We start from the raw sequence: 25,739 nt of genomic DNA, 5'->3' as shown, positions 1-25,739 counted from the left end.
TTAAATGCCGTTTCGCAACCGGGTTTAAACGCTTGGCGCGACGTCGACCGATTCCGTCTCGGCAACGCCCTGGAGATTGCTGTCCATCGCCTTCAGCAGGCGCAGCAATGTCCTGACTTCCTTCTCCGAAAAGTCGCCGAAGGCGCGTGTGCTGCACTCTGTGACGCTCTGACCGATCCGTTCGACATTGGCCCGGCCGGAGGGCGCCAGGAACACTTTCGTCAGGCGGCCGTCGGCGCCGTCGTCACGCCGCTCGACAAACCCCTGCGCTTCCATTCGGCCAATCGTCCGCGTCATCGTTGGGGCCTTGACGCCAAGAAGCGTCGCAAGCTGGCCGGCCGTCAGGCCATCCTCCTCGGCCAGCGCCAGGATGACGCCATCCTGGCCCGCATAAAGCCCGCTCTCGGCAAGGCTGCGGCTGAGCGCGGTGCGCATCGAACGCGCCGCCTGGGTCACGGCATGCGCAAGATCGCCGGGCAAGATGGACTCAAGGTCCTTCTTCTTGCCGCTCTTGCGCTTTTTGCCATCCTTCTTCTTGCTCATTGCACCTGTCCGTCTTTATGCCGGAGCAAGCATGATTATATGCTTGCTGACACTACCCATAGCGAAACCGGAAATCGATCGCCAGATGTCCCTGCCCCTGCCGCGTTTTGAGGATAACAATCCGTCGCTCCCCGAAGCCGGTCGCAAGGACTGGATCGTGGTCCTACCGCTCGGCGCGCACGAACAGCATGGCCCCCATCTGCCGTTCGAGACGGACACGCTGATTGCCGAAGGTGTGGTCGAAAGAGTGATCGCCGCGCTGCCCGCCGCGCTGCCCGTCACCTTCATGCCCGTCGAGCCGGTCGGCTATTCAATCGAACACATGGATGTGGCTGGAACGAAGACGCTGGGCTTCGACGAGGCAATCCACCGTTGGCTGGGCATCGCCGAAGACCTGCACCGGCAGGGCATCCGCAAATTCGTGATGCTCAATGCGCATGGCGGCAATTCCCCCTTGATGACCGTCGTTGCCACCGAGGCGCGTGTGCGTTTCGGCATGCTGGCGGTGGCGACAAGCTGGACCCGTTTCGGACTGCCGGACGGGCTGATCACGGCAGAGGACAAGGCGATCGACATCCATGGCGGCGACATCGAGACCTCGGTCATGCTCGCCCTGCATCCGGAGAGGGTGGACATGCGCAAGGCCGGCAATTTCTCCTCGCGCCAGAGCGAATTCGAGCAACGGTTCAAGCATCTGCGCGCCTACGGCCGGCATACGTTCGGCTGGAAGATGTCAGACCTCAACCCTGAGGGCGTTGCCGGCAACGCGACCGCCGCCAGCGCGGAAAAGGGCGAAGCCATGCTTCAGCATGCCGTGGAGGGCATTGTGGAACTGCTGGAGGATGTGGCGGCGTTTGATGTGAGGGAACTGGGCTAAGTCACAAGGGGAAGTTTGCTCCGGGCTACACAAAACGCTATAGTGAGGCTACATGTCGGAGCCAAGCCCATGACTTTGAACATCAGGAACGAACACGCGGATGCGCTGGCTCGGGAACTGGCGCAAATCGACCAGTCCACCATCACCGATGCGGTGATCACCGCTCTTCGCGAGACGATCGACAAGCGGCTGGAGGAGGAAAGTCCGCGGGAAACCGCTGTGCGTATCCTCGCCCGGCGCGGTCTTTCCTTCAAGGGAACACGACAGCCGGTTCCGCCGGCAGCCTATCATGAACTCGACCACGACCTGGCGTCTGAATAATGTTTGTCGATGCCTGCGCAATCGTCTCGATGATGGCAGGAGAAGACACCGCCGACGCCTATGAGCAGGCGTTACTCTCGGCTACCTCGGCCTTTACATCGCCGCTTGCCGCATGGGAGGCGATCATCGTCCTCTCGCACCCGGACCAGTTGGACTGCCGCTATGGCGATGCCGAAGGCGCCGTGGTGGAATGGCTGGAGGCACGCGGCATCGATTTGCGGGACATATCTCCGAGGGACGTTCTGCACCACGCGGTCGCAGTCGCCGAAAAGCACGGGATCGGTCGTCGATATCTGAGCAACTTCGACTGCTTTCACTACGCTTACGCCAAAGCCTCGAATCAGCCGATATTGACCCTGGACCAGTTGCTCCGGGAAACGGATGTTGAAACCCTGCCCTTACCCCTCCCACCGGCCATGTGACCTTATAACATTCAAAACCCTTTGAACTCGCCCTGCCTTGCCCTTATATGAGGCCGACACCTTTGCGCCTTGAGGCGCCCGTACATCCTCCGAGGTTTCCCATGACCGACAAGACCACCGACACACCCGCAGCCAAGCCCGTTCCCGTCACCGTGCTCACCGGCTATCTCGGCGCCGGCAAGACGACGCTGTTGAACCGCATCCTGTCCGAAAGCCACGGCAAGAAGTATGCCGTCATCGTCAACGAGTTCGGCGAGATCGGCATCGACAACGACCTGATCGTCGAGTCGGACGAGGAAATCTACGAGATGAACAACGGCTGCGTCTGCTGCACCGTGCGCGGGGACCTGATCCGCGTTGTGGAGGGCCTGATGCGCCGCCCCGGCCGCTTCGACGGCATCATCGTCGAGACCACCGGCCTTGCCGACCCGGTTCCGGTTGCGCAGACATTCTTCATGGATGACGACGTGCGCGCCAAGACCGAGCTCGACGCCGTGGTCGCACTCGTGGATGCCAAGCATCTGCCGCTGCGCCTGAAGGACAGCCGCGAAGCGGAAGACCAGATCGCCTTCGCCGACGTCGTCGTCATCAACAAGATCGACCTCGTTTCGCCCGAAGAACTGGCGCAGATCGACGAGGTCGTGCGCGCCATCAATCCCTCGGCCCGCGTGTACAAGACAAGCCGTTCCGGCGTGGACCTGACCAAGGTGCTGGACCAGGGTGCCTTCAACCTCGAGCGTGCCCTGGAAAACGATCCGCAGTTCCTCGATCACGGGCATGAGGATCATGTCTGCGGCCCTGATTGCGGCCATGACCATGGGCACGATCACCACCACGATCATGATCACGATCACGACCATCATCATCATGCTCCCTCGCCGATCCATGACGTGACCGTGAAGTCGATCTCGCTGCGCGGTGGCGAAATGAACCCGGAGCGCTTCTTCCCCTGGATCCAGAAGATCACCCAGACGGACGGTCCGAACATCCTGCGACTGAAGGGCATCATCGCCTTCAAGGGCGACGAGCAGCGCTATGTGGTTCAGGGTGTTCACATGATCGTTGAGGGCGACCACCAGCGTGCCTGGAAGGATGGCGAAAAGCGTGAATCGCGCCTCGTCTTCATCGGTCGCGATCTCGATGTCGAAAAGATCGAGAAGAGCTTCTTCGCCTGCCAGGCCACGGAAAAGACCCCGGCCTGACCTGGCGGCGTGCCTTCAAAACACCCCTCCCCAACCCCTCCCCGCGAGGGTGAGGGGCTTAACCCGGAGCTTCCGTCCAGGCCCATTGAGGCAGGCAGGCGCCACGGTTTTCTCCCCCCTTGTGGGGAGATGGCCGGCAGGCCAGAGGGGGCCTTAGTCCGGCAAACCTAACCATTTCGAAGAGACCCACTGCCTGATGCCCACAGTTGCACCGCTTGATCTCGAAGGCCATGTCGTCGCCACGCACTTTCTCGGCGACATCCCCTTCTTCGCCACCGCCGCCGGCACCATTCACCGCCTGGACGGTGGCGAGAAGGTGACCGAGGCCCACCAGGGCCTGCTGACCTGCATCCGCGATCCGTTCAGCGCGACGTTGCTGACGGGCGGCGAGGACGGCAAGGTCCTGCGCATCGGCCATGACGGCAGCATCGCCGAGCTTGCCGAAGTGCCGCGCAAGTGGATCAGCGTCGTCGCGGGAGGCCCGCAAGGCGCCATCGCCTATGCCCACGGCCGTTCGAGCTTCGTACGGCTGGCGGACGGCACGACCAGGGAATATCCTGAACAACGCAGCGTCGAGGGACTTGCCTTCGCGCCGAAGGGGCTGCGGATTGCAGCCGCCCGCTATAACGGCGTGACGCTACACTGGGTCGGCACCAGCGGAGCCCCCGTCGACCTCGACTGGAAGGGTGCCCACACCGGCGTCACCTTCTCGCCGGATGGGCGCTTCCTCGTCACAACCATGCAGGAAAACGCCTTGCACGGCTGGAAGCTCGACGGCAAGCCCGGTGAAGCCCGCCATATGCGCATGACCGGCTACCCCGCCAAGGTGAAGTCACTCTCCTGGTCGCCCAAGGGCAAATGGCTCGCCTCCTCCGGTGCGCCGGCGGCAATCGTCTGGCCCTTCTCGTCCAAGGAAGGCCCGATGGGCAAGGCGCCTCAGGAACTCGGCACGCGCTCCGATATCATGGTCACCCAGGTCTCCTTCCATCCGGCAGAAGAGGTGCTGGCCATCGGCTTCATCGACGGTATGATCCTCGGCGTCCGCATTGCCGACGGCAAGGAAGCGCTGCTGCGACGACCCGGCAAGGGCGCCATCACCGGCCTAAGCTGGAGCACAACGGGCAAGCTTCTCGCATTCTCGTCCGAAGCCGGCGATTGCGGCGTCATCGACATCTCGGCCTGAGATCGACGACGATGATCCCCTGGACCCTGATCGATACAGCCACAGTGCCCGGCGGCGGCGATGAACTTCGCCTCAAGCAGCGCGGTTCCGAGTTCTCGATCATGCTCGGTACCAACGAGTTGATGAACAGCCGGCTCAGCGGATCCGAGGAAGCGCTCGCACACCTTTCCTGCGAGAAGATCCGGCAACAGCCGCGTCCAACGATGCTGATCGGCGGGCTTGGCATGGGCTTCACCCTTCGCGCAGCACTGGCCGAACTGCCGCAGGACGCGAAGGTCGTCGTCGCGGAACTCGTGCCGGCCGTCATCCGGTGGGCGAAGGGCCCGATGGCCGAGGTCTTCAAGGGATGCCTGGACGATCCGCGCGTGACCGTTCGCGAGGCGGATGTGGGCCTGCTGATCCGCTCCGAGCCGGCCGCCTATGACGCTATCCTGCTCGACGTCGACAACGGTCCGGAAGCCCTCACGCGCGAGGAAAACGACCGGATCTACGATCTGCGCGGCCTTGCAGCCGCCAAGGCGGCGCTTCGCCCCGGCGGCGTTCTGTCCGTCTGGTCCTCGGCTCCCGACAGCCAGTTCACGCGCCGACTGCAGTCGGCCGGATTTGCGGTGGATGAGGTGCCAACCCGCGCCAGCACCAAGGGCCGCGGCGCCAAGCATATGATCTGGCTCGGCGTCAAGAAAGCCGGCTGACCGCCACGACTGTTTCACCGGCATGCCCAAGAACCGCGCCGGATTGCTCCGCGACGGCTTAAACGGGAATGGGCAGGCAGTTCGTTATCGAGGGTATCGGTATGTCAGGCATTCTGCCTGCCCGATCGCTGTCGGCTTTCCCGAATATCCGGGTCAGGGACCTGTCAATTCCCCTTTTCCGGAGCTTCGGGTGGGAACCGGCCTGACGCCGGTCCACCACCGTCTGCAACCATCATCGGACGCCGGGTGCTTCCCGGGGGAGGCAACCGGTTCGCGAACCCGGCCCCTGCCCGATGACTGCTTCAGGATACGGCCTTTGCCGCCGGCGGGGATCGGAGGGAAAGATGCAGGAGGAGCTGGCGTTGAAAACACGGCGAGGTTTCTTCAACGCGCAATATTGTTATTCACAGGTCAGGCAGAGCGGACTGCACCGATGATCTCTGCCAACAGCGCATGAAGATCGTCGCGATAGCCCGTCCGAGCCGAGGGCGCGCCTTCGTCGGACGTCATCACAACCGTCAGGCCCAGGGACGGCACGACATAGACCATCTGCCCGCCGTAACCCCAGCCGAAGCGTACGTCCTCGCCGCCGATCCTGCGCAGGAACCAACCGTAGCCATAACCATCGCCCGAAAAGCGGGAGTTGGTGCGCTGCGTCCAGGACTGCCTGATCCAGTCTTCGGAGATGATCCGCACGCCCTCCTTCGTCGTGCCTCCGTTTCGGTAGAGCTCACCGAAGGCGAGGAGCGAACCGGCCGTCATCGCCATCTGGTTGCCGCCGAGATAGATGCCCTGGCGGTCGCGATCCCAGGAGCCGATGCGGAACCCTTCGAGGGGTTCGAACCATTCGCGGGCAAGCGCGAGCGTCGACTTGCCGCCGACACGGGTGAGGATCGCCGAGAGGAGATGCGTGGAGGCGGTCGAGTAGAGCATCTGTCCGCCCGGCTCTCCATCGAACGGCTCGGAAAGAGCGAAGCGGACCCAGTTGGGACTGGCAACCCATCGCCCGTAATTCGGCCCGGACATGCGTGCCAGCCCGGCCTGCATCGAGAGCAGGTTGCCGATGGTGATGTCGTTCATTCGAGGGTCGGGGTTACGCGGCAGGTCCCGCGCCAGGATTGGCGCAATCTTCTGATCCGGCCCCTGCAGCAGGCCCTTGTCTATGGCGATGCCCACCATGGCCGAGATTATCGATTTGGAAGCCGACTTGATGTTCGTCGAGCCATCGATCGCGCGCCCGTTGAAGGCACGTTCCGCCAGCATTTCTCCCTCACGGGAGACCAGCACCACCTTGAGCGGCTCCAGCGCATTGGCGCCGTCCAGCACGGAGCGCAGTGATTCGGTCCGTGGCGGCGCCTGGGGAACGTCCTGCGCGAACAACCGGGTGGATGCAAAAAGGAGCGGGATGGAGGCAAGAGCGGTTCGGCGTGTGATCATGCAGCAAACCTAGGTCGGAACAGAGGGCCGAACCATGGCGCCGCGCTGTGAAAGAAAGGGATTCACATCAATGTGACGCCCCTTCATCGGCCATAGAGACCTGAATGACGAAAAACCGGCGCGGCCTACCCCCTAGGCCGCGCCGGTCCCCTGCCCCCAACCGCAGTTTCTTCTTGTTCAGAAGCGGTAGGTGACGCCTGCACCGATCAGCCAAGGATCGATCTTGGCCTTGCCGGAAAGCGGCGTTCCGAACGGGCTGTTGTCGACAGACCAGTCGGTTTCCAGGAAAATCTTCTTCACGTCGAAGTTCAGGCCCCAGTGCTCGTCGAGCATGTAGTCGAAGCCGACCTGCAGCGCCACGCCGAAGGCGTTGTCGACGTCCAGGCCTTCAAAACCGTTGCGCTCGCTCTGGTTATAGAACATCGAATAGTTCACGCCGGCGCCCACATAGGGCTTGAACGCACCGAAGTTGGTGAAGTGATACTGCAGCGTCACCGTCGGCGGCAGCAGCCATGTCTTGCCGACCGGTACGTCACCACCACCAAGACCGTCGGTCCTGATCGCTGCGTTGGTCGTGCCGAGGATCAGCTCCACCGCGATGTTGTCGGTGAAATAGTAGCTGATATCCAGTTCCGGGATGACGGAGTCCGTATACTCCAGACCCACTCCGGGCACGCCGGCAATCGAACCGCTGTCCTCGGTAATCACGCCAAGGCCGCGCACGCGGATCTGCCAAGGGCTGGACGCTGCGGGCACGTCAACGGCAAGCGGCGCCTCTGCGATCGGCGCCAGATCGGCCGCCCCGGCGGTCGCCGCGCCCAGCATCGCAAACCCGGCCAGCAGACCAGCGTAGCCCGCGCATTTCATTTTCATCGAATCTCTCCCGACCACATAAGAAAATAATGGAGAAACCCATATTCCCGCTGCAAATCAGCAGCTTGATCGAGATCATCGGCCATTGACGAATGACAAGCCGGGCGTCCCACGGGAGATTTTGTCACATAAAAAACCCGCCTCTCCTGTCGGGGAAGCGGGTTCGGGTGGAGGGAGAGATACCTGACTGCTGTCCAAACGCCTTGAAATCAGGCCAGCTTGCGCCCACTCGCTACGATCATGCCCGCCGCACCCTCAAGCCAGCCAGCCTTCAGTTCGAGTGCGAGAAACCGCGCGCGCTCGAACGGGCCGGGCATGACGAGGTGCTGGGTCTTTTCGGCAAAGAAACCGAAACGCTCGTAATAGGCCGCATCGCCCACCAGCAGAATGGCGCCATGAGCGCGCTTGCCGGCCTCGGTGATCGCCGCACGCATCAACGCGGCCCCGATCCCCTTACCTTCATGGGTGCAATCGACCGCAAGCGGGCCGAGCAGCAGTGCGTCGATCGACGTGCCTTGCGGCGAGATGCCCGCTTCGACATTCCACAACCGAACGGTACCGATCACATGGCCGCCCTCGTCGCGTGCGACGAGCGCCAGACCGTCTGCCGGAACGCGGCCGCGGCGGATCTTCTCCGAGGATTTCTGGCGTCGGCCCGGGCCCATGGCACGGTCGAGCAGATTTTCACGCGCGACGACGTCTGCCGGCGTCTCGGTGTCGATGGTGAATGTGGACGGCGCAAAAAGTGCGCGTACAGAATCAAGAACAGCGGCCATCTTGGCCTCCAGAACCCAAAACCGTTCAAGGCGGTACTGCGGAAAATTGTGAAAGTGCCGCCCCGACTGGCTACGGGGCCGGCGATATCAGTCCTTAGATCACGTAGCTCTTCAGCGGATCGAAGCCGTTAAAGGCAACCGCCGAATAGGTCGTGGTGTAGGCGCCTGTACCTTCGATCAGAACCTCGTCGCCGATGCTCAGCGAAACCGGCAGCGGATACATGTTCTTCTCGTACATCACGTCAGCCGAATCGCAGGTCGGTCCTGCAAGCACGCAGGGCTCCATTTCGTCGCCGTCGCGCTCGGTGCGGATCGGGTAGCGAATGGCCTCGTCCATGGTTTCGGCGAGACCGCCGAACTTGCCGATGTCGAGGAAGACCCAGCGGTGGTTGTCGTTGTCGGACTTCTTCGACACGAGAACGACTTCCGCCTTGATCACGCCCGCATTGCCGACCATGCCGCGGCCCGGCTCGATGATCGTCTTCGGCAGGTTGTTGCCGAAGTGCGCACGGAGCGAAGCGAAGATCGCCTGGCCGTAGGCTTCCGCCGACGGGATGTCGCGCAGGTACTTCGTCGGGAAGCCGCCGCCCATGTTGACCATCTGCAGGTGGATGCCCTGCTTGGCGAGCGATGCGAAAACGCGCTTGGCATCGGCAAGTGCCGAATCCCAGGCGTCGACCTTCATCATCTGCGAGCCGACGTGGAAGGATACGCCGTAGGATTCCAGACCCAGCTGGTGTGCGTAGACGAGAACGTCGACGGCCATCTGCGGCACGCAGCCGAACTTGCGCGACAGCGGCCATTCGGCGCCTTCGCCGTCGGTCAGGACGCGGCAGAACACCTTCACGCCGGGAGCGGCGCGGGCGATCTTCTCTACTTCCTCATGGCTGTCGACGGCATAGAGTTCGACGCCGAGCGCGAAGGCGCGGGCGATATCGCGCTCCTTCTTGATCGTGTTGCCGAAGGAGATGCGGTCCGCGGACGCGCCGGCATCGAGAGCCATCTGGATTTCCGCGACCGAGGCGCAATCGAAGCTGGAACCCAGCGAAGCGAGAAGCTTCAGGATTTCCGGAGACGGGTTGGCCTTGACGGCGTAGTAGATCGCGCTGTCCGGCAGGGCATGGCGGAAAGCGTGAAAATTGTCGCGCACGACATCGAGGTCAACGACCAGGCACGGACCTTCCGGACGGCGGGTCTTGATAAAATCGAGGATACGAGCAGTGGTCATCGATCAGTCCCTTCAAAATCTCAAAGCTCCGGCTGCGAACCGGAGGACAAAGGACGGATGAGAATGCACTAGGCCCCAGTTGGTGGAGACACTGGTTCCTCGACACGCTCTACCGCGCGAACAGTGGACCGACGCCCTGCCAAGAGCATTGATCCGGCTTTGTCTGCCTTGGATTGGAGGGTTGTCCCTACCGCACTTCCGGCAATTCAGGTGTGCCTCTTCAGTATTGCCGGCTGATGGAAAGCCAACAGAGACCAGAAAGGCCCGCACCGTCGTTGCTTCAAGATGTCCTCGCATTTCCCGGTTGGCCGGAATAGCGACTGGAGGGGTTAGTTCCAGGTACCTTACCGATGACCTCACCTTAGGGATAAATCCCAGTTCGAGGGTCGGCGGACACCCACAGGCACGTGCGACTTTGGGCAGCACGGGAGATAAGTATATTCGCCTTCACAATCAAGAGATTTTTTGAGCGTGCTCTAAATTTCACGTTGCGGCCTCGCGCAGGAAGACCCAACTAGGTCTGGGAGAAACGGAAGGGACGATTCCATTGGACACCTTGACGCGTATGCGTGCCTTTATCGACGTGGTCGAAGCCGAGGGTTTCTCGGCAGCATCACGGCGGACCGGCCGGTCGAAGGCCCTGCTCTCCAAATATGTGAAGGAGCTGGAGGACGACCTGGGCGCCCTGCTGCTGAACCGCACCACCCGTCAGTTCTCGATGACGGAAGCGGGCCACACCTACTATCGGACGGCCGCCGACATCCTGAAGGAAATCGACAACCTCGCGGATCTCGTGCGTGAGAACAATGCCGATCTCAAGGGCAAGCTGCGCGTTTCGGTACCGCGCACCTTCGTCGATGCCGACGTCGGGCAATCGCTGATCGATTTTGCCAAGGAACACCCGGAGGTTTCGCTCGAAATCGTCGCTGAAGACCGATTCGTCGACCTGATCGAGGAGAGTTTCGATCTCGCCATCCGAATCACCAAGCTGGAGGATTCCGGACTGATCGCCCGCAAGATCGCCGATTTCCGCGTCTATGCCTGCGCCACCGCGGATTTCGTCGCCCGCCATGGGCCGATCGACACGCCGCAGGATCTGTCGCGCGTCCCCTTCATCATCGACACCAATTCCCGCTGGCACAACAACGTCCGCTTCTCCGGCCCCGAGGGCAACACGATTTCGGTTCCGGTCAGCGGCCCGGTGGAGGTCAACAGCCCGCAGGCGACCCTGCGTGCCGCAAAGGCCGGGCTTGGAGTCGCCATCATTCCGGATTTCGTCGCAGGCCCCTCCATCCAGTCCGGCGACCTCGTGACGCTGCTCGACGATTACATCGCCAAGGACCGTGGCATCTATGCCGTTTACCCTCACCGTCGGTACCTGCCCGCCAAGGTGCGAAGCTTCGTGGACTATCTTGCCGCCTGGTTCCGCAGAAGGCACTGAGAGGTCGAATTTCCGACCCATTTTAACAGCAAAGACAAGTTTATCCTCGAAGAGAAGACCGCCCCGACGATGAAGCATGCACTCCCGATACTGACCGCACTGGCTGTCTCGCTGCCGGGCATGGCGCTGGCTCATCCGCATATCTTTGCGGAAGCACGCATGGAGGTGATCGCGGCGGACGGCGGCACGGTAGCGGAGGTCCGCAATGTCTGGCGCTTCGACGAGATGTTCTCCTCCAGCGTGCTTCTCGATTTCGACAAGAACACCAACCTGAAGCTCGACGAGGACGAACTCGCCGAGCTGGGTGAAGTGATGCACACATCGCTTGCCGACTTCGACTATTTCACCACCGTTTCGGTGGACGGTCAGAGTGCCGCGATGCAGAAGCCCGACGCGATCCATGTCTCCTACGAAGACAACCAGATCCTCGTCTTCTTTGCTGTAAAGCCGGAGAAGCCCATGCCGCTGAAGGGCAAGCTCGCCTTCGGCATCTACGATCCCTCCATGTACACGGCCATCGATTTTCCGACCGATAAGGATCTCGTCGCACAGGGCAAGGGCGCAGATGCCTGCAAGCATCAGGTGGTACGGCCGGACCCGGACGAGATCATCAGCCAGAACAGCGAGACCCTGACCGAAGCCTTCTTCGACGATCCATCCGGCAACGACATGTCGAAACTGTTCGCCACCCGGCTGGAGTTGACCTGCTGATGCGCAGGTGCGCTCTCGCGTTCGCCCTGCTGGCCATCACTATCGCCGGCGCTGCCCATGCACAATCACCGCTCGGCGTCGGTTCCGCGGAGCCGGCCTTCAGCATCGGCGGTCCGTTCGGTGGCTTTTTCGCCTGGATCAACGGGCACCAGCAGAGCTTCTACCGGGCGCTGACCGGCGCATTGCGGGCCATGCGGGAAGACCCGTGGGCGCTGACTGGCCTGATCGGGCTTTCCTTTGCCTACGGCATATTTCACGCGGCCGGCCCCGGCCACGGAAAAGCAGTCATCTCCTCCTACATGATTGCCAACGAGATCGAGCTGAAACGCGGCATCGTGATCTCATTCATCTCTGCCCTGCTGCAGGGAGTGGCTGCCGTGTTGATCGTCGGCGCCACCTTCTTCGTACTCCGCGGCAGCGGCATCACCATGACGCAGGCGACACGCGCGATGGAGGTGGCGAGCTTCGCGCTGATCGCCCTGTTCGGCGCCTGGCTGCTTGCCCGCAAACTGCTTTCGCTACGCACACGGCCGGCGACGATAGCCACAGCACCCGCCCCTGCAGCGATGAGCCACGCGACGTCGGCAATGACGCTCGGTGGAAAGCGCAACAGCGCTTCGCGTTTCGAGGCGACTGAGGTGATCGACCACGACTATTCCGGCAACGGCGCCTATTGCGAAGCCTGCGGGCACGCGCATGCACCCGATCCGCGCCTTCTCGGCGGCAGCAGGTTCCGCGTTCAGGAAGCCTGGTCGGCAATCCTTGCCGTCGGCCTGCGGCCCTGTTCCGGCGCCATTCTCGTCATGAGCTTTTCGCTGCTGAACGGTCTTTACGTGGGTGGCTTGCTGTCGGTGCTCGCCATGTCGCTCGGCACCGCGATCACCGTTTCGCTCCTTGCCATCCTCGCCGTCACTGCAAAAGACATTGCAGTGCGTTTCGCCGGACCCGGTTCGACTGCGGCCGGACGCGTCGGGACCGGCTTCGAGATCGCCGGGGCGCTCTTCATCCTGCTGATAGGCCTGTCGCTACTGGGAGCTTCGCTTCAAATCTGAGCGTCAGCGGCCTCGCTGTCGCTGATGGCGTGCCCGCAGCCAGAAGACCAGGAAGAACGACGCGACCGCCAGCACCCCGAAGCCTGCAGCAAGATAAGGCGAGAAGGTTTCCGCCAGCCACATCATGATCGGCGGCATGACGAAGAACAGCGCCAGGAAGCCGACGAAGATGATCGCCGCCGCAATGGCGGGGCTGCGCTTTTTTTCGTCGCTCATGCTGCGGCTCCCTTGGCAATATCTGCCCGGATGTCTTCCAGGCGCTGGCGCTGCTTGCCGTCCTCGCCGAAATTCTCCGGCGACAGCCAGGCTTCGAACGCCTGTTTCAGAAGCGGCCATTCGCCGTCGATCATCGAGAACCACGCGGTATCGCGGTTGGCGCCCTTGGAAATGACGTGCTGGCGGAAGACGCCTTCGAAGGTGAAGCCATAGCGGATGGCCGAACGCTTGCTCGGCTCGTTCTCGTTGTGGCATTTCCACTCGTAGCGGCGGTAGCCGAGATCGTCGAAGACGTGGCGAGCCATCAGGTAGTGCACCTCGGTCGTCAACGGCGAGCGCTGGACGTCCGGGCCATGCGCGACGGAGCCGACCTCGACGACGCCGTTCTTCGGATCGGGTCGCATGTAGCTCGCCATGCCGACGATCCGGCCGCTCGAATTGTCGCGGAATACCAGGGTCACGAAGTTGCTTTGCGTCCGGGCATTTTCCAGCCAGTTCGCGAATTCCTCGATCCCCGCGAAATCCTCGTTGGGGAAATAGCGGATGAGGTTGTTGAGGCCCATGCCGCCGAGCCCGTCCCACAACGCCTCGAGGTGCTTCTGCCGCTCGTAGGGTTCCAGCGTCGTGTACCGACCCGTCAACGTGACGGGGCCGGGAGCCTCAACCTTGTAGTTCCTGAGATCGCGCATCAGATCAGCCTCTTGCAGTCGCGTCGAGGCTTAGGACAAGGACACGGGAAAGGCAACGAGAGACTGGCCGCGTTCCCCCGGGCGGGATCCAAAACCTGCTTCCTTGCCCTGTCTGCGACGGAAAACTCAGTCCAAGGACGTATGCCGATAGGCGGATTGCCGACTGTCAGGGACTGGCGATTGACCGGTAAGCTACGGGCACCACAATGAGAGACAAAGGTGCTTGACGATGGTGAAAGGCGACACAGGGGGAGCAACCGGTTCATACCTGCTCGCCGTACAAACGCCCGTCTATCGCCTCTCCGATACGTCCTTTGCCATCGAGAGCGCCTTTTCGCATCACTTGAAGGAACTGCGGGAGCAATTCGCCGGCCGGGTATCCAAGTTCGTCATCATCGCCCCCGAAATGAGCGCCGACAGATACCGGCCGGATACTATGGCGACGATCGATGCCGAGGACGGCATCACGCTCGTTCCCGCACATCCTGACGACGTCTCGGTCAAGGCATTCTGGACACAGCATGCGGCGCGCATGTGGCGGGAGGTGAATGCATGCATCGCCGATGCGCGCGTCGTCCATTCCGGCCTCGCTTCCGATCTCTGGCGCCCGACGATGATGATCGTCAATCTGGCGGCTTGGCGGCGCAGGAAACCGCTGATGTTTATCATCGACATCGACTTCCGCAACAACACGAGGCGGTTGCGGAAAATGCGGGTCTGGGGCCTCAAGAGCTATCTGACAAATCGGCTTTTCCACGATCCCGTGCGCTGGCTTCAGGTCTTTTTCACGGTGAGGATTTCGCGGCTGGCGCTTCTCAAAGGTCCGGGCCTCGTCCGCGACTTCGGCGCTGGAAAACCCCATGTGAAGAACTTTCTGGACACCGCGTTTTCCGCGGAACAGGTTCTGACAGCCGACGAGCTCGATGCCCGTGTGGCTCGGCTCGAGAACGAGAGCGGACCGCTCCAGCTTGTCTATTTCGGGCGTCTGGTTCCCTACAAGGGCCTTCATCTCGCCATCGATGCCATCAAGATCGCAACGGCGAAGGGCGACGACGTCCGCCTGACCATTATCGGTGAAGGCCCCTGCCTGCTGGATCTTCGCCGACAGGTGCGGGACGCAAGGCTTTCCGGCAGCGTTACCTTCCTGCCGGCGGTTCCTTACGGAAAACCTCTTTTCGATCTGCTTTCACACTATCACGCGAGCATTGCCTGCCCGCTGATGGAGGACACTCCGCGCGCGACGATCGACTCGATGGCGCGCGGCTTGCCGGTGCTGGCCTTCGATCTCGATTACTTCAAGGGTCTCTCCGAGATCGGCGGTGCGGTGACGACGGCGCAGTGGCCCGACGCGGGAAAGCTCGCCGAGACTTTTGCCCGCATGAGCGTCGATCGACCGGAACTGATCGCACAGACCCGCCGCGCGGTCGATTTCGCCCGCGCCAATACGCAACAGATCTGGCTGGAACGGCGCCGGGCCTGGGTCGAAGAATATCTCTTCGACGAAGAGCCCGGTCCGGTATTGCACAAGCCCGAAGGCGCGTTCGCCTAGAGGCCTCTTGACTGTGCCCTTCGCTCTCAGGCCTGGACCTTGGCGGACGAAACGGTCGCATCGATGTGGTCGAGCAACGCGTCCGGAAGGCCTAGACGGCCGGCGAGGAGATCGAGATAGCCACGTTCGGCGCGCGTATCCGGGTCAATGGTAAGACGCGTGGCCGTATAGAGCTCGACCTTCTGCTCCTCGGTGCGTGCGGCCGCGACCAGGTCGTCGATATCGACCGGATTGGCAAGCTCGTTGGCGATGAAGGCTTCCGCCTCCGACCCGAGATCGACCACATGCACCTTGTCCATGATATTCGCGCGCTCGGCCGCGTCGATATGGCCGTCGGCCTTGGCCGCGGCGATCATCGCGCGGATCAGCGTCAGGGCGAAGTCGTTGGTGAGCGCCGGCGATTGCAGGCTGAACGGAGAGGCTGCCGGGGGCGGAAGTATTTCCGGCTCTTTTTGCGCAACCGTCTGCGGTGCTTGACCCGACTGGTAGTTCTTGTAGGCGAGATAGCCGAGGCCGGCGATCGCGGCGATGCCGCCGACGGTCGCGACGTTGCCGGCAAGCTTGCGACCCGTCTTGGTGCCCAGGATGGCGGCCGCGAGGCCGGCTGTCTTCAGGGGATTGTTCTTCGCGATATCGCCGAACTGGCCAGCCTTTTCGCGCATGCCCCCGGACATCTGCGAACCGAGGAACTGGTCAAGAAGCTTTTTGGCGTCGAACATCGCTATCTCCTGCTGATGGAATTCAGCAGGAGATAGGGTGCCGGTTGCAGGAATACAAAGGCGTGAACGAGCTAGCGCCGCCCGGTCACGAAAATGTCAGGCCGTGAGGGCCGCCGCCTCGCTGGCAAGCTTGGTGATGCCGGCCCAGTCGCCGGCCGCGACCATTTCCTTCGGGGCAACCCAGGAACCGCCGACGCAGATAACGTTCGGCAGCGCCAGGTAGTCCCGGGCGTTCTTCAGCGAGATACCGCCGGTCGGGCAGAAGAACGTGCCGGCGAGAGGCGAAGACAGCGCCTTGAGGTAGGGAGCGCCGCCAGCCTGTTCGGCCGGGAAGAACTTCACGACGTCGATGCCTTCCTCGCGAAGCACCATGACGTCGCTGGCGTTGGCGGTACCGGGCAGAAGCGGAACCTCGGATGCCTTGGCGGCATCGAGGATGCCGCGCGTGACGCCGGGGCTGACGATGAAGGTCGATCCGGCTTTCACGGCCGCGTCGAAATCCCTGGAGTTAAGAATTGTGCCCGCGCCGACATTGGCGCCTTCGACCTCTGCGGCAACAGCCTTGATGGCCTCGAGCGCGGCAGGCGTGCGCATGGTGATCTCGATCGCCTTCAGGCCACCGGCGACGAGCGCCCGGGCCAGAGGCACGGCGGACCTGGCATCCTCCACGATGAGCACCGGCACGACCGGCTGAGCCCTGAGGATCGCGAGGAGGTTGTCAGTCTTGCCAGCCATGGGGCTCTCCGTTTCAAACGATTGAAGATGCGCCGGAAATACCCCCCTCGGTCCTGCTTGTCGAGGAAAAATCAACCCCTGCGACCGATGGCACCTTTGCCAAATGCAGTCTTTGCAATAGGTTCTCCCCCGATGAGAGACGGGAACATTCATGGCCAAGGAAATTGAGCGGAAGTTTCTCGTGAAGACCAACGGATGGCGTGGCGAGGTCACGTCGTCGTCGGACTTCGTCCAGGCCTATGTCGCGGCCGTCGAGGATAGATCGCTCCGGGTGCGGGTGATCGATGACCGGCGGGCGACGCTGACCATCAAGATCGGCCGCCAGATGATCAGCCGGGACGAATTCGAATACGAGATCCCGGTGGCGGATGCGAAGGACCTGATCGGCAGCGCGCTCGGCATAGTCCTCGAAAAGACCCGCTACGAGGTGATGCACGAGGGGTTCACCTGGGAAGTCGATGTCTATGCCGGCGCCTATGAGGGGCTGGTTGTAGCCGAAGTGGAGTTGCAGCACGAGGAACAGCAGCCACCCCTTCCCTCCTGGGTCGGCGGCGAAGTCACGGGCGACCGCCGTTTCTCCAACCTCGTGATGGCAACGGAAGACTTGAGCAGGGAGCTTTGCGATGGCCTTTCGCATTCGGCCTGATCGCCCCTTCACGGCCGAGTTCCGCTCCGTCGCGCAGCGCCAGCTCGAGCACGCGATCCACTTCCTCGATTCGCAGCCGGATGGGCCTCACGAGGCAATCCATGACGCGCGCAAGAAGTTCAAGCGGGTCCGGGCGCTCTACCGACTGACCCACTCGGACGCCAAGAAGTTCCGGCAGGCGGAGAACGAGCGCATCCGGCTCATGGCCAAGACGCTTTCGACCGTGCGCGACGCGACCGCGCTCGTGGAGACCGTCAACTATCTCGCCTCGGAGGCAGGCTCGCCGGAAGAAGTCGCAGCCCTCGCCTCAGCATCCAAGGCGCTGGTCGATCGGCGCGACCGGATCGCGTCGGAGGAGAGCGACCTGCCGGCCAAGATGGCCGCTGCGGCTCAGACCTGCCGGGAAGCAATCGAGGCGCTTCACGAGCTTGAGCTGGACGATAGTCCACGCAAGACGGCCCGCCGCCTTTCCATGGCCTGGCGGAAGGAACTTTCGCGGGCAGCCGCCGATCTGGTTGCCTGCCAGGAAGGGGCCGACGCGGAAGCGTTTCACGATCTTCGCAAGGTCGGGCAGACCTATTGGATGCATCTTTCGCTGCTTTCCGACCTCTGGCCCTCGGCCCTCAAAGCGAAACAGAGGGAAGCAAAGACCCTCGTCGACATCCTCGGCCACGAGCACGACCTCAGCGTCCTGACCCAGGTGGTGAACGAGAACCCGGACCTTTTCGGCGACAGCGATACGCTCGCGCTGCTGATCGGCGCAATCATAGCGCGGCAGCAGGCGCTGCGACAAAAGGCGATCGAGCAGGCAAGACTGGTCTTTGCCGACGATGCCGACACCGAGGCCGCCCGCATCGCGCTTCTGTGGCGGGAGGCTGCCTCCCGCAAGTGAGACCCCCACAGGTGTGGCATTGCAGCAGACGCAGATCGGCAGCGACAGAAAGCGCGTTGCGCCGCTTCGCGTCTGGTTGTATTTCCCAAGCATGATCGACAATCTTGCTACCAACTCGCCGGCCGCCGGCACCTATTGCGTCGCGGCGCTGTATCACTTCGCCGAATTCGGCCGCTATGAGGCTTTCCGCGAGCCCCTGCAGGCGCTCTGCGACGAGAGCGGCGTGAAGGGAACCCTGCTGATCGCCCGCGAGGGGATCAACGGCACGGTAGCTGGCACGGATGCCGCGATCGCCGGGCTGCTCGCCTTTCTGCGCGCCCAGCCGGAATTCGCCGCACTTGAGCATAAAGAAAGCCGCGCCTCCAAGATGCCCTTCCTGCGCATGAAGGTGCGTCTGAAAAAGGAAATCGTCACCATGGGCGTCGAGGACATCGACCCCAACAAGATCGTCGGCACCTATGTCGATCCACGGGACTGGAACGCGCTGATCTCCGACCCGGAAACGATCCTCATCGACACCCGCAACGACTACGAGACGGCGATCGGCATCTTCAAGGGTGCGGTCGATCCGAACACCAAGACGTTCCGCGAGTTTCCCGACTGGGTGAAGAACAATACCGGCCTGCACAACAAGCCGAAGATCGCCATGTACTGCACCGGCGGCATCCGCTGCGAGAAGGCGACAGCCTTCATGAAGGAACAGGGCTTCGACGAGGTCTACCACCTCAAGGGCGGCATCCTGAAATATCTCGAGGAAGTGCCGGCCGAAGAAAGCCTGTGGGAAGGCGCCTGCTTCGTCTTCGACGAGCGCGTCTCTGTCGAGCATGGCCTGAAGGAAGGCAATCACAAGCTCTGCCACGCCTGCCGCAATCCCATCACCGCGGATGAAGTGACCTCACGGTATTACGAGGAAGGCGTTTCCTGCTCGCATTGCTACGACACGCGCACTGAGGCCGACCGGGACCGCTACCGTCAGCGGCAGCATCAGATCGCACTCGCCAGGCAACGCGGCCTCAAGCACATCGGCGGGTAACGCCATTGGGCGGAAGCTATGAAAAAGGCCGCGCTCCTTGAGGAACGCGGCCTTTTTTCATGTTCTCAGTGCTGATTACCAGCCGGCGATGACGGCGCCCTTGAACTCTTCCGCAATGAACGCCTTGATCTCGTCATTGTGGTAGGAAGCGATCAGCGTCTTCACCCATTCTGCATCCTTGTCCTCGGAACGGACGGCGATGACGTTGACGTAGGGAGCCTTCTCGCCTTCCAGCGAGATGGAATCCGTCTTCGGGTTCATGCCGGCTTCAATAGCGTAGTTGGTGTTGATGGCTGATGCATCCACATCATCCAGCGAGCGCGGCAGCTGTGCGGCGTCCAGTTCGACGAGCTGGATGTTCTTCGGGTTCTCGGTCACATCGGCGATGGTGACCTTGACGCCCTTGGTTTCATCGACCTTGATGAGACCCTTGTCGGCGAGCAGCAGGAGTGCGCGGCCGCCATTGGTCGGATCGTTCGGGATGGCGACGGATGCGCCGTCCTGCAGTTCCTCGAGGCTCTTCACCTTCTTGGAATAGACCGCCATCGGGAAGTTTACATTCGGCGCGACGCTGACGATATCGTAGCCACGGTCGGCAATCTGGTTGTCGAGATAGGGCTGGTGCTGGAACGCATTGGCGTTGAGGTCACCATCGGCCAGCGCCTGGTTCGGCACGACGTAGTCGGAAAACTCGAGGATCTCGATGTTGAGGCCCTTGGTCGCGGCGATTTCCTTGACCTTCTCCATGATCTGCGCGTGCGGACCGGGAGTGACGCCAATCTTGATGTCTTCGGCAAGTGCCGAGCCAGCAGCGAAGGCAGCGATGGCGGCTGCCAGGATGATCTTCTTCATGGTTATCTCCTTCTTGAAGTGTCCTGAAATTCAGTTCTTGCGGGTACGTTTGTCGAAGCGGCGGGCAAGCCCGTCGCCGGCGCTCTGGATGGCCTGCACAACGACGATCAGCACGACGACGACGGCAAGCATCACTTCCGGCATGAAGCGCTGGTAGCCGTAGCGGATGCCGAGGTCGCCCAGACCACCGCCGCCGACCGCACCAACCATGGCCGAATATCCAACAAGGCTGACCAGCGTCAGCGTCAGGCCGAGTACGATACCGGGCCGTGCTTCCGCGAGCAGAACCTTGGTGACGATCTGCAGCGGCGTGGCACCCATGGCACGCGCCGCCTCGATCAACCCCTTGTCCACCTCGCGGATCGAAGACTCGATCAGCCGGGCGACGAATGGAATGGTGGCGATGGTGAGCGGCACGATGGCGGCAGCCGTGCCAATCGACGTCCCGGCGATGAGCCGGGTGAACGGGATGATCGCCACGACGAGGATGATGAACGGCGTGGACCGTGCCGCATTGACGATGGCGCCGACGATCTTGTTGAGAGCGGGCGCGGGGAAAAGCTCGCCCTTGTTGCTGGTGGCGAGGAAGACACCGATCGGCAGGCCGATGATCGAGCCGATAATGCCCGCGACAGCGACCATATGTGCGGTCTGCAGCAGGGCCTTCCAGAGAAGCGCAAGAAGCATGTCAGGCGCCATAGCCGAGCACCTCCGTGGTTAGTCCGGTCTGCTGGTAGAAGCGGTTGGCCCGCTCCATGGTCCCCGGATCGGCGGAATAGGAAACGACGAGCGAACCGAAGGGCTCTCCAGCCACCTCGTCGATCGCACCTGCAAGAATATTGACGTCAGGGCCGATCTCCGCGACCAGTCGCGCCGTCAGCGGCTGGAATGCGGTCTCGCCGAAGAACACCAACCGCACCAGCACCCGATCTCCCGGCGCTGGCGCCGGCTTCAGGTCCGAGCGGATCCATTCCGGCAGCTTCGCCCCGATCGACGCGGACAGAAGCGACTGCGTCGTCTCGTGCTTCGGCGCGGTGAAGACATCGAAGGTCCGGCCGCTTTCGACGATCTTTCCCTTGTCGATCACGGCGACCTGCGAGGCGATCGTCTTCACCACTTCCATCTCGTGCGTGATGAGGAGGACGGTCAGGCCAAGGTCGCGATTGATGGTCTTCAAAAGCTCGAGGATCGATTGTGTTGTTTCCGGGTCAAGCGCCGAAGTGGCTTCGTCCGACAGGAGCAGCTTGGGCTCCGTGGCGAGCGCGCGCGCAATGCCGACACGCTGCTTTTGCCCGCCGGACAGCTCCGCGGGATAGCGGCCCGACTTGTCGCCCAGTCCGACCAGATCCAGCAACGGCGCGACGCGATCCCGGATCGCCTTGGCGTTCATGCCGGCGATCTCCAGCGGCAGTGCGACGTTGTCGAACGCGGTACGGGAAGACAGAAGATTGAAATGCTGGAAGATCATGCCGATCTGGCGGCGGAGATCCCGAAGGCCCGTCTCCGACAAGCCTCCAACCTCGATATCGTCGACGACAACGCGGCCGGAGGACGCCTTCTCGAGGCCATTGACGAGGCGAATGAGAGTGGATTTTCCAGCGCCCGAACGGCCGATGATGCCGGTGATGGCACCCCTGGCGACGGTCAGGTCGACGCCGTCGAGGGCGGTGAATGCCGGCTGGCCGTTGGCGCCGCCAAAGCGCTTGGTGACCCCCTCGAATGCGACCATCGTGCCGGTCGGCCCGGCAGCGGGCGCAGTAGTTTGATTGGACATTTCAAATGCTCGCGGAATTGACGTCTGGGATGTCAGGCGCACTGACTACCGCATCGGCCCGAAAATCGGAATCGATTTTCGGAAAGTACGATGCGCAGCTTCAAAGTTTTACAGCGTCCTTTGCGTGCCATAAATGGCGCACTGCGCTGTAACGCAGATCAGGCTGCGGCGCCACACATTCGCTTGATACAGACTTTTCCGGACATTTTGACGTGCTTTCCTGTAGCCGCTTCGGCCTTGCCTATGCTTTCTAAATGCATCTTCCTGAGCGGAAAGAACAGAAATGAAATTTCCATAAAGGCGATCTTCGGGAAAAATATCCCAACACTGGCGCAATCAGGTTGGCCGGCGATTGCTTTCCGGAAACCCCGAGGCCGGCGCCTGATACCATTTGCCGCTTTTCTTGATCGTCCGTTCCCGGGTGTCGTAATCGACATGGACGAAGCCCACCTGCAACAGCACGCGGAACGAAGAAAGGGCCGTTTCCGGCCCTTCTGCAATCCATCGCCATGTGGCCGTCGCTCAGTTTTCTTCGACGGAAACACCACCCTCGCCGATCTTTATCTCGACCCCGGACGGTTTCGATTCCTCCTGATAGACATAAATGCCGAGCCCGATCACCACGACCGCGAGAGCTCCAATGACGAGATAGAGGCCACTTCTGTTCATTCCCTGCCGCCCTTTCTGCAATAAAGTCGACCTGTAGCTAGGGTGCGGGGCTCATCCGGCAATAGCGAGATCCAGATGCCGTGCCTTCTGAGTAACGGCGTGCTCAGCGAAAAGTGAATTGCTGAGCCCGACCCGCAGAATGCAAAGGGAACCCCCTCCCAAACTCAGTGGAAATCCCAATGCAAAGCAAGCTCAACGAATTTCAGCCCCATTGCCTCAGCCTCCTACGCATCGTCACTGCGCTGGTGCTTTTCAGCTACGGCACGCAGAAGATCCTGCATTTTCCGGCCGCAGAGAGCGTTCCTGCTATCGGATCCCTTTCCTGGATAGCAGGCATGCTGGAACTGATCCTGGGCTTCTGCGTCCTGATCGGTTTCAAGACCCGCCCTGCCGCCTTCGTTCTCTCCGGCCTGATGGCATGCGCCTATTTCATTGGGCACTTCCCGCGCGGCTTCTATCCGGCGCAGAACGGCGGCGTGGCATCCATCCTGTTCTGCTTCGTCTTTCTCTACCTGTTCGTTGCCGGCGGCGGCCCGTTCAGCGTCGACCGCGCCATGAAGAACAAACAGGCTGCGTGAGCAATCGAGAACTGGAATGGGGCGGCATCGGCCGCCCCATGTGCCCTCAGCCATTTCCCCCAACGGCAATTCCAGTCGCCGGTTGATGCCGGTGGCATCAGCACGGAACATGAAGCGCACAAGCGCGTCACGCGCTGACAGCCTGAATCCAGGCAGTCAGCACTGCTGGCTCAAGAAGACACTCCGCGACGTGCGCCGATCAGAGCTTCACCCACGCCCCGTTTTTCTTCGACGACGCGACGCAGGCCTCAACGAAGGCGACACCCTTCACGCCGTCATCGATGGTCGGGTAGATGACATCCCTGTCGACTTTGGCGCCCTTCTTGGCCGCATTGATGGCGCGCGCGGCCTCCGTGTAGATCGTCGCGAAGGCCTCCAGATATCCTTCCGGATGGCCGGACGGGATACGGGAAACGCGGCCCGCAGCGGCACCCGCACCGGCACCGTTGCGGGTAATGAGCCGCTTCGGTTCGCCGAAGGGCGTAAACCACAGATAGTTCGGATCGGCCTGCGTCCATTCAATGCCGCCCTTGGTGCCGTAGACGCGGATCTTCAGGCCATTCTCGTGGCCGGGCGCCACCTGACTGCACCACAGCATGCCCTTCGCCCCACCCTCGAACCGCAGCATGACATGCGCATTGTCATCGAGCCTGCGGCCCTCGACAAAGCTGTCGAGATCAGCAGCAAGACTGGTCAGCGTCAAGCCAGTGATGAACGAGGCGAGGTTATAGGCGTGGGTTCCGATATCGCCGGTGGAACCGCCGGCACCCGACTGCGCAGGGTCCGTGCGCCATACGGCCTGCTTGGAGCCGGATTGCTCCACGGCTTCGGTCAGCCAGTCCTGCGGATATTCGACCTGCACGACGCGAAGAATGCCGAGGTCGCCGTTCTGGATCATCTCCCGCGCCTGCCGCACCATCGGATAGCCGGTATAGTTGTGGGTCAGGATGAACAGCGCATCACTCTCGTCCGCCACCTTCTTCAGTTTTTTCGCATCCGCAAGGTTCGAGGTCAGCGGCTTGTCGCAGATCACGTGGATGCCGCGACGAAGGAATTCCTTTGCCGCCTCGTAGTGAACGTGGTTCGGCGTGACGATCGACACCGCCTCGATGCCGGTCTTCAGCTTGGCCTCGCGGATCGCCATCTCCTTGTAGGAACCGTAGGTGCGCGCCGGATCGAGTCCCAGGTCACGGCCCGACGCCATCGCCTTTTCCGGCGTCGATGACAGCGCTCCCGCCACCAGATCGAACTGGTCGTCCAGACGCGCAGCCATGCGGTGAACGGCTCCGATGAAGGCCCCCGCACCGCCGCCCACCATGCCGAGCCGGATGCGCGGTTCGCGTGTCTCACCGTCCTTGCCTTCGATTGCCATGATCGTTTCTCCCTGAATGTCGTTTTCCGAAGATACCCCTCTGGCCTGCCGGTCACCTCCCCCACGAAGGGGAGAAAATATCCGCGTCGCGCCCCTGGCCATGTCTGGACCAGATGGAGGGCACGAGCGGAGCGGCAGTCTCCCTCCCCACGGGAGGGAGTGAGGAGCGGAGCTTTCCTAAAGCCCCAGCATGCGCCTGTTCGCGGCATCGTCTGTGCCGCCGGCAGCGAAGTCGTCGAATGCCTTTTCCGTAACGCGGATGATGTGGGCCTCGACGAACTCGGCACCTTCACGGGCGCCGTCCTCGGAGTTCTTCAATGCGCACTCCCACTCAACGACGGCCCAGCCGTCAAAGTCATTGGCGGTGAGCTTGGAGAAGACGGCACCGAAATCCACCTGTCCATCGCCCAGCGAGCGGAAACGACCCGCGCGACCGACCCATCCCTGGTAACCGCCATAGACGCCCTGGCGGCCGGTCGGATTGAACTCCGCGTCCTTGACGTGGAACATCTTGATCCGGTCCTTGTAGATGTCGATATTGTCCAGGTAATCCAGGCACTGCAGCACGTAGTGCGACGGATCGTAGAGCATGTTGGCGCGTGAGTGGTTCTTCACGCGCTCCAGGAACATTTCGAAGCTCACGCCGTCGTGCAGATCCTCGCCCGGATGGATCTCGTAGCAGACGTCTACACCGCAGTCCTCGGCATGGTTGAGGATCGGCGTCCAGCGCTTTGCCAGCTCGTCGAACGCAGCCTCGATAAGACCGGCCGGACGCTGCGGCCAGGGATAGATGTAGGGCCACGCAAGCGCGCCGGAAAACGTGGCATGCGCCTTGAGGCCGAGGTGTTTCGAGGCCGACAGCGCCATCTTCACCTGGCTGACGGCCCATTCCTGCCGCGCCTTCGGATTGCCGCGCATTTCCGGCACGGTGAAGCCGTCGAACGCCTCGTCATAGGCAGGATGCACGGCAACGAGCTGGCCCTGAAGATGTGTGGAAAGTTCGGTGACCTCGACGCCGTTCTGGCGCGCAACACCGGCGAACTCGTCACAGTAGTCCTTGGATTCGGAGGCCTTCTTCAGGTCGATCAGCTGGCTCGCCCAGGTTGGCACCTGTACCCCGACATAGCCCTTTTCAGCTGCCCATTTGGTGATCCCGTCCCAGGAGTTGAACGGCGCGGCATCGCCCGCGAACTGACCGAGAAAGATGGCCGGCCCCTTGATCGTCTTCATGAGCTTGTTCCTTCGAAATGACTGCGG

Annotated in this window: 29 protein-coding genes; 15 read left to right on the top strand and 14 right to left on the bottom strand. The window is 62.0% G+C overall.

Going from position 1 to position 25,739, the window contains the following annotated elements; genetic code table 11:
• Positions 1 to 24: 24 nt before the first annotated feature.
• Positions 25 to 543, bottom strand: coding sequence for a MarR family winged helix-turn-helix transcriptional regulator (locus LH464_RS17735; protein ID WP_226787730.1), 519 nt, complete (start codon positions 541 to 543; stop codon positions 25 to 27).
• An 85-nt stretch (positions 544 to 628) separates the two neighbouring features.
• On the opposite strand from LH464_RS17735, the gene LH464_RS17730 reads away from it, so the two are divergent.
• The 6 genes from LH464_RS17730 to LH464_RS17705 all read left to right on the top strand — a co-directional run bounded on the left by LH464_RS17730 (position 629) and on the right by LH464_RS17705 (position 5,240).
• On the top strand, positions 629 to 1,420 hold the full coding sequence (locus LH464_RS17730; protein WP_226787772.1) for a creatininase family protein: 792 nt from the start codon (positions 629 to 631) through the stop codon (positions 1,418 to 1,420).
• Positions 1,421 to 1,489: 69 nt separating this feature from the next.
• Positions 1,490 to 1,741: a type II toxin-antitoxin system VapB family antitoxin gene (locus tag LH464_RS17725; RefSeq protein WP_226787729.1), complete on the top strand. Its 252-nt coding sequence runs from the start codon at positions 1,490 to 1,492 to the stop codon at positions 1,739 to 1,741.
• The gene (locus tag LH464_RS17720; RefSeq protein WP_226787728.1) at positions 1,741 to 2,163 is read left to right on the top strand and encodes a type II toxin-antitoxin system VapC family toxin; all 423 of its coding nucleotides are present in this window, start codon (positions 1,741 to 1,743) and stop codon (positions 2,161 to 2,163) included. Before LH464_RS17725 ends, LH464_RS17720 begins: the two co-directional genes overlap by 1 nt.
• Positions 2,164 to 2,264: 101 nt before the next feature.
• Positions 2,265 to 3,365 (top strand): CobW family GTP-binding protein, encoded by a 1,101-nt coding sequence (locus LH464_RS17715; RefSeq protein ID WP_226787727.1) that lies wholly within the window; start codon positions 2,265 to 2,267, stop codon positions 3,363 to 3,365.
• Between the two features lie 196 nt (positions 3,366 to 3,561).
• On the top strand, positions 3,562 to 4,548 hold the full coding sequence (locus LH464_RS17710; RefSeq protein ID WP_226787726.1) for a WD40 repeat domain-containing protein: 987 nt from the start codon (positions 3,562 to 3,564) through the stop codon (positions 4,546 to 4,548).
• Positions 4,549 to 4,559: 11 nt separating this feature from the next.
• Positions 4,560 to 5,240, top strand: a complete 681-nt coding sequence (locus LH464_RS17705) for a spermidine synthase (RefSeq protein ID WP_226787725.1) — start codon at positions 4,560 to 4,562, stop codon at positions 5,238 to 5,240.
• A gap of 411 nt (positions 5,241 to 5,651) precedes the next feature.
• Here the strand turns inward: LH464_RS17705 and LH464_RS17700 are convergent, their stop codons facing one another.
• The 4 genes from LH464_RS17700 to odc2 all read right to left on the bottom strand — a co-directional run bounded on the left by LH464_RS17700 (position 5,652) and on the right by odc2 (position 9,554).
• Positions 5,652 to 6,677 carry a serine hydrolase domain-containing protein gene (locus tag LH464_RS17700; RefSeq protein WP_226787724.1) on the bottom strand — a complete coding sequence of 342 codons (1,026 nt, stop codon included), beginning with the start codon at positions 6,675 to 6,677 and terminating at the stop codon, positions 5,652 to 5,654.
• A gap of 177 nt (positions 6,678 to 6,854) precedes the next feature.
• Positions 6,855 to 7,550 (bottom strand): OmpW/AlkL family protein, encoded by a 696-nt coding sequence (locus LH464_RS17695; protein WP_390625006.1) that lies wholly within the window; start codon positions 7,548 to 7,550, stop codon positions 6,855 to 6,857.
• 209 nt (positions 7,551 to 7,759) lie between these two features.
• Entirely contained in the window at positions 7,760 to 8,326 is a 567-nt protein-coding gene (locus tag LH464_RS17690; protein WP_226787723.1) for a GNAT family N-acetyltransferase, read from the bottom strand.
• Between the two features lie 94 nt (positions 8,327 to 8,420).
• Positions 8,421 to 9,554, bottom strand: coding sequence for an ornithine/lysine decarboxylase (gene odc2 / locus LH464_RS17685; protein WP_226787722.1), 1,134 nt, complete (start codon positions 9,552 to 9,554; stop codon positions 8,421 to 8,423).
• A gap of 547 nt (positions 9,555 to 10,101) precedes the next feature.
• Between odc2 and LH464_RS17680 the strand changes: the two genes are divergently transcribed.
• The 3 genes from LH464_RS17680 to LH464_RS17670 all read left to right on the top strand — a co-directional run bounded on the left by LH464_RS17680 (position 10,102) and on the right by LH464_RS17670 (position 12,758).
• A complete protein-coding gene (locus LH464_RS17680; protein ID WP_226787721.1) occupies positions 10,102 to 10,995 on the top strand; it encodes a LysR family transcriptional regulator in 894 nt (297 codons plus the stop codon).
• 69 nt (positions 10,996 to 11,064) lie between these two features.
• The gene (locus LH464_RS17675; RefSeq protein WP_226787720.1) at positions 11,065 to 11,706 is read left to right on the top strand and encodes a DUF1007 family protein; all 642 of its coding nucleotides are present in this window, start codon (positions 11,065 to 11,067) and stop codon (positions 11,704 to 11,706) included.
• A complete protein-coding gene (locus tag LH464_RS17670) occupies positions 11,700 to 12,758 on the top strand; it encodes a nickel/cobalt transporter (RefSeq protein ID WP_226787770.1) in 1,059 nt (352 codons plus the stop codon). Before LH464_RS17675 ends, LH464_RS17670 begins: the two co-directional genes overlap by 7 nt.
• A 3-nt stretch (positions 12,759 to 12,761) precedes the next feature.
• On the opposite strand, the gene LH464_RS17665 is transcribed toward LH464_RS17670, so the two are convergent.
• Together LH464_RS17665 and LH464_RS17660 are read right to left on the bottom strand one after the other, a co-directional pair.
• Positions 12,762 to 12,974, bottom strand: a complete 213-nt coding sequence (locus LH464_RS17665) for a hypothetical protein (protein WP_226787719.1) — start codon at positions 12,972 to 12,974, stop codon at positions 12,762 to 12,764.
• The gene (locus LH464_RS17660; RefSeq protein ID WP_226787718.1) at positions 12,971 to 13,663 is read right to left on the bottom strand and encodes a GNAT family N-acetyltransferase; all 693 of its coding nucleotides are present in this window, start codon (positions 13,661 to 13,663) and stop codon (positions 12,971 to 12,973) included. Before LH464_RS17660 ends, LH464_RS17665 begins: the two co-directional genes overlap by 4 nt.
• Before the next feature lie 229 nt (positions 13,664 to 13,892).
• Between LH464_RS17660 and LH464_RS17655 the strand changes: the two genes are divergently transcribed.
• A complete protein-coding gene (locus LH464_RS17655; protein WP_226787717.1) occupies positions 13,893 to 15,212 on the top strand; it encodes a glycosyltransferase in 1,320 nt (439 codons plus the stop codon).
• Positions 15,213 to 15,238: 26 nt separating this feature from the next.
• Here LH464_RS17655 and LH464_RS17650 read toward each other — a convergent pair whose 3' ends face one another.
• Together LH464_RS17650 and LH464_RS17645 are read right to left on the bottom strand one after the other, a co-directional pair.
• On the bottom strand, positions 15,239 to 15,931 hold the full coding sequence (locus LH464_RS17650; RefSeq protein WP_226787716.1) for a tellurite resistance TerB family protein: 693 nt from the start codon (positions 15,929 to 15,931) through the stop codon (positions 15,239 to 15,241).
• Between the two features lie 96 nt (positions 15,932 to 16,027).
• The gene (locus tag LH464_RS17645; protein WP_226787715.1) at positions 16,028 to 16,666 is read right to left on the bottom strand and encodes a 2-dehydro-3-deoxy-phosphogluconate aldolase; all 639 of its coding nucleotides are present in this window, start codon (positions 16,664 to 16,666) and stop codon (positions 16,028 to 16,030) included.
• Between the two features lie 151 nt (positions 16,667 to 16,817).
• On the opposite strand from LH464_RS17645, the gene LH464_RS17640 reads away from it, so the two are divergent.
• The 3 genes from LH464_RS17640 to trhO all read left to right on the top strand — a co-directional run bounded on the left by LH464_RS17640 (position 16,818) and on the right by trhO (position 19,237).
• The gene (locus tag LH464_RS17640) at positions 16,818 to 17,312 is read left to right on the top strand and encodes a CYTH domain-containing protein (RefSeq protein ID WP_226787714.1); all 495 of its coding nucleotides are present in this window, start codon (positions 16,818 to 16,820) and stop codon (positions 17,310 to 17,312) included.
• Complete coding sequence (locus LH464_RS17635; protein WP_226787713.1) at positions 17,290 to 18,204, top strand: CHAD domain-containing protein; 915 nt, start codon at positions 17,290 to 17,292, stop codon at positions 18,202 to 18,204. Before LH464_RS17640 ends, LH464_RS17635 begins: the two co-directional genes overlap by 23 nt.
• Before the next feature lie 91 nt (positions 18,205 to 18,295).
• Entirely contained in the window at positions 18,296 to 19,237 is a 942-nt protein-coding gene (gene trhO, locus LH464_RS17630; protein ID WP_226787769.1) for an oxygen-dependent tRNA uridine(34) hydroxylase TrhO, read from the top strand.
• Positions 19,238 to 19,312: 75 nt separating this feature from the next.
• Here the strand turns inward: trhO and LH464_RS17625 are convergent, their stop codons facing one another.
• From LH464_RS17625 to LH464_RS17615, 3 genes are read right to left on the bottom strand one after another with little or no spacing between them, the layout of a single operon-like run.
• Positions 19,313 to 20,089 carry a MetQ/NlpA family ABC transporter substrate-binding protein gene (locus tag LH464_RS17625; protein WP_226787712.1) on the bottom strand — a complete coding sequence of 259 codons (777 nt, stop codon included), beginning with the start codon at positions 20,087 to 20,089 and terminating at the stop codon, positions 19,313 to 19,315.
• A 30-nt stretch (positions 20,090 to 20,119) separates the two neighbouring features.
• Complete coding sequence (locus LH464_RS17620) at positions 20,120 to 20,788, bottom strand: methionine ABC transporter permease (protein ID WP_226787711.1); 669 nt, start codon at positions 20,786 to 20,788, stop codon at positions 20,120 to 20,122.
• Positions 20,778 to 21,818: a methionine ABC transporter ATP-binding protein gene (locus LH464_RS17615; RefSeq protein ID WP_226787768.1), complete on the bottom strand. Its 1,041-nt coding sequence runs from the start codon at positions 21,816 to 21,818 to the stop codon at positions 20,778 to 20,780. Before LH464_RS17615 ends, LH464_RS17620 begins: the two co-directional genes overlap by 11 nt.
• A 135-nt stretch (positions 21,819 to 21,953) precedes the next feature.
• Here LH464_RS17615 and LH464_RS17610 point away from each other — a divergent pair, with 135 nt between their 5' ends.
• Positions 21,954 to 22,556, top strand: coding sequence for a hypothetical protein (locus tag LH464_RS17610; protein WP_226787774.1), 603 nt, complete (start codon positions 21,954 to 21,956; stop codon positions 22,554 to 22,556).
• A gap of 155 nt (positions 22,557 to 22,711) precedes the next feature.
• Complete coding sequence (locus LH464_RS17605; RefSeq protein ID WP_226787710.1) at positions 22,712 to 23,110, top strand: DoxX family protein; 399 nt, start codon at positions 22,712 to 22,714, stop codon at positions 23,108 to 23,110.
• Between the two features lie 199 nt (positions 23,111 to 23,309).
• Here LH464_RS17605 and LH464_RS17600 read toward each other — a convergent pair whose 3' ends face one another.
• On the bottom strand, positions 23,310 to 24,482 hold the full coding sequence (locus tag LH464_RS17600; RefSeq protein ID WP_226787709.1) for a Gfo/Idh/MocA family protein: 1,173 nt from the start codon (positions 24,480 to 24,482) through the stop codon (positions 23,310 to 23,312).
• A gap of 177 nt (positions 24,483 to 24,659) precedes the next feature.
• Entirely contained in the window at positions 24,660 to 25,712 is a 1,053-nt protein-coding gene (locus LH464_RS17595; RefSeq protein WP_226787708.1) for a sugar phosphate isomerase/epimerase family protein, read from the bottom strand.
• Positions 25,713 to 25,739: the final 27 nt, after the last annotated feature.

This window comes from Pseudorhizobium xiangyangii, from assembly GCF_020531965.1.
In the GTDB taxonomy this organism is placed as follows: Bacteria; Pseudomonadota; Alphaproteobacteria; order Rhizobiales; family Rhizobiaceae; genus Neorhizobium; species Neorhizobium xiangyangii.
This window is presented reverse-complemented; position numbering and strand designations above follow the sequence as displayed.

Bases quoted from the DNA above. Each gene is read 5' to 3' on its own strand.
- LH464_RS17635 (WP_226787713.1), top strand. From the start codon at position 17,290: ATGGCCTTTCGCATTCGGCCTGATCGCCCCTTCACGGCCGAGTTCCGC.
- LH464_RS17690 (WP_226787723.1), bottom strand. From the start codon at position 8,326: ATGGCCGCTGTTCTTGATTCTGTACGCGCACTTTTTGCGCCGTCCACA.
- LH464_RS17650 (WP_226787716.1), bottom strand. From the start codon at position 15,931: ATGTTCGACGCCAAAAAGCTTCTTGACCAGTTCCTCGGTTCGCAGATG.
- LH464_RS17625 (WP_226787712.1), bottom strand. From the start codon at position 20,089: ATGAAGAAGATCATCCTGGCAGCCGCCATCGCTGCCTTCGCTGCTGGC.
- LH464_RS17675 (WP_226787720.1), top strand. From the start codon at position 11,065: ATGAAGCATGCACTCCCGATACTGACCGCACTGGCTGTCTCGCTGCCG.
- LH464_RS17730 (WP_226787772.1), top strand. From the start codon at position 629: ATGTCCCTGCCCCTGCCGCGTTTTGAGGATAACAATCCGTCGCTCCCC.
- LH464_RS17640 (WP_226787714.1), top strand. From the start codon at position 16,818: ATGGCCAAGGAAATTGAGCGGAAGTTTCTCGTGAAGACCAACGGATGG.
- LH464_RS17705 (WP_226787725.1), top strand. From the start codon at position 4,560: ATGATCCCCTGGACCCTGATCGATACAGCCACAGTGCCCGGCGGCGGC.
- LH464_RS17735 (WP_226787730.1), bottom strand. From the start codon at position 543: ATGAGCAAGAAGAAGGATGGCAAAAAGCGCAAGAGCGGCAAGAAGAAG.
- LH464_RS17595 (WP_226787708.1), bottom strand. From the start codon at position 25,712: ATGAAGACGATCAAGGGGCCGGCCATCTTTCTCGGTCAGTTCGCGGGC.
- odc2 (WP_226787722.1), bottom strand. From the start codon at position 9,554: ATGACCACTGCTCGTATCCTCGATTTTATCAAGACCCGCCGTCCGGAA.
- LH464_RS17610 (WP_226787774.1), top strand. From the start codon at position 21,954: ATGCGCAGCTTCAAAGTTTTACAGCGTCCTTTGCGTGCCATAAATGGC.
- LH464_RS17715 (WP_226787727.1), top strand. From the start codon at position 2,265: ATGACCGACAAGACCACCGACACACCCGCAGCCAAGCCCGTTCCCGTC.
- LH464_RS17725 (WP_226787729.1), top strand. From the start codon at position 1,490: ATGACTTTGAACATCAGGAACGAACACGCGGATGCGCTGGCTCGGGAA.
- LH464_RS17615 (WP_226787768.1), bottom strand. From the start codon at position 21,818: ATGGTCGCATTCGAGGGGGTCACCAAGCGCTTTGGCGGCGCCAACGGC.
- LH464_RS17710 (WP_226787726.1), top strand. From the start codon at position 3,562: ATGCCCACAGTTGCACCGCTTGATCTCGAAGGCCATGTCGTCGCCACG.
- LH464_RS17645 (WP_226787715.1), bottom strand. From the start codon at position 16,666: ATGGCTGGCAAGACTGACAACCTCCTCGCGATCCTCAGGGCTCAGCCG.
- LH464_RS17700 (WP_226787724.1), bottom strand. From the start codon at position 6,677: ATGATCACACGCCGAACCGCTCTTGCCTCCATCCCGCTCCTTTTTGCA.
- LH464_RS17655 (WP_226787717.1), top strand. From the start codon at position 13,893: ATGGTGAAAGGCGACACAGGGGGAGCAACCGGTTCATACCTGCTCGCC.
- LH464_RS17695 (WP_390625006.1), bottom strand. From the start codon at position 7,550: ATGAAAATGAAATGCGCGGGCTACGCTGGTCTGCTGGCCGGGTTTGCG.
- trhO (WP_226787769.1), top strand. From the start codon at position 18,296: ATGATCGACAATCTTGCTACCAACTCGCCGGCCGCCGGCACCTATTGC.
- LH464_RS17605 (WP_226787710.1), top strand. From the start codon at position 22,712: ATGCAAAGCAAGCTCAACGAATTTCAGCCCCATTGCCTCAGCCTCCTA.
- LH464_RS17665 (WP_226787719.1), bottom strand. From the start codon at position 12,974: ATGAGCGACGAAAAAAAGCGCAGCCCCGCCATTGCGGCGGCGATCATC.
- LH464_RS17600 (WP_226787709.1), bottom strand. From the start codon at position 24,482: ATGGCAATCGAAGGCAAGGACGGTGAGACACGCGAACCGCGCATCCGG.
- LH464_RS17620 (WP_226787711.1), bottom strand. From the start codon at position 20,788: ATGGCGCCTGACATGCTTCTTGCGCTTCTCTGGAAGGCCCTGCTGCAG.
- LH464_RS17660 (WP_226787718.1), bottom strand. From the start codon at position 13,663: ATGCGCGATCTCAGGAACTACAAGGTTGAGGCTCCCGGCCCCGTCACG.
- LH464_RS17720 (WP_226787728.1), top strand. From the start codon at position 1,741: ATGTTTGTCGATGCCTGCGCAATCGTCTCGATGATGGCAGGAGAAGAC.